This is a genomic window from Oleiphilus sp. HI0128 (genome assembly GCF_001635365.1).
The window spans coordinates 1-1,281 of the sequence record NZ_LWGG01000970.1 but is presented as its reverse complement, the minus strand read 5'-3'; the positions used below and the strand labels follow the sequence as shown (position 1 = coordinate 1,281).

1 protein-coding gene is annotated in these 1,281 nt (G+C 45.0%); it reads left to right on the top strand.

What is annotated here, in order from left to right:
- Positions 1-271 precede the first annotated feature (271 nt).
- Positions 272-1,281 (top strand): sodium:proton antiporter NhaD (nhaD, locus tag A3763_RS15855; RefSeq protein WP_231872223.1); only part of this gene is annotated, 1,010 nt, incomplete at its 3' end.

Genomic DNA, 1,281 nt, shown 5'->3' with positions numbered 1-1,281 from the left:
TCGGCTTGACATGATGGAAACTATCAGCCGCCTAGAGGATGAGTGCGGTAAATAGAGCGACACATCGCGACGCCCAAACTAGCCAGAACCTTTCGCTTCTGGCTAGCCGTCTCTATAAACCTTGCCTAGAATTCCCTTCCCCAAATTGATTTACGTCTAGAATCGTCTAATTAGCCCCCATACGCACATATTAAGCCTTAGAGACACTGGTCAAAACGAGATAAAGTTGTTTATCATCAACTATCCAAAAACAACAATGATTTGAAGCACTATGCTCAAGCCTCTACCCATAATCATGCCAGGCTTACGCTTTGTATTAGTAATCGCTTGCACGCTACTCGCTACCAATGCGCATAGTGAGCCACAACTGATTAAGCCCTATGATTTAAGCTCGTCATGGACTGGCTATCTGGCATTAAGCGTCTTCTGTCTCGCTTATGTTTTTGTCGTACTTGAAGAAAAAATACACCTGCGAAAGTCCAAACCAGTTCTTCTAGCCGCCTCTCTGATATGGATTATTATTGCTTTTGCGTACCACCGCTCTGGTGATAGCGAATTAATTGAGCCTGCAATCCGGCATAACTTCCTTGAATATAGTGAGCTATTTTTCTTNTTACTTGTCGCCATGACCTATATTAATGCCATGGTAGAGAGAGGGTTGTTTGATGATTTACGTTACTGGCTAATATCAAAAGGTTTTAGTTATCGCCAACTTTTCTGGTTCACAGGTTTCCTGGCGTTCGTAATTTCACCGATCGCAGACAATCTAACTACCGCACTTATACTTTGCGCCGTCGTTATCGCTGTCGCAAATGGTAAGTCTAACTTCGTCTCGGTCAGCTGCGTTAACATTGTTGTCGCAGCAAATGCCGGTGGCGCATTCAGCCCCTTCGGCGACATCACCACGCTAATGGTCTGGCAAAAAGGTATTATCGAATTCAGCGATTTTTTTGCACTCTTTCTCCCCTCCTTGGTCAACTTTTTAGTTCCCGCAAGCATCATGCACTTTGCAATCCATAAAGGCACACCCGATGACCCTGAAGGAAATGCTCGCCCGGTTAAGTTTGGTGGAGTTCCTATAGCTATTTTATTTATCCTAACTATTGCGACGGCTGTCACCTTTCATAGCGTCTTACACATCCCACCGGTATTTGGCATGCTCACAGGCCTTGCCTACCTTAAATTCTACGGTTACTTCCTCAACCAAAAGTCCAAATCCTGGAACCACGGCTCTGAGTACCCTCCCGGCGCGAACCAAGACCCTTATGACTTTGATGTATT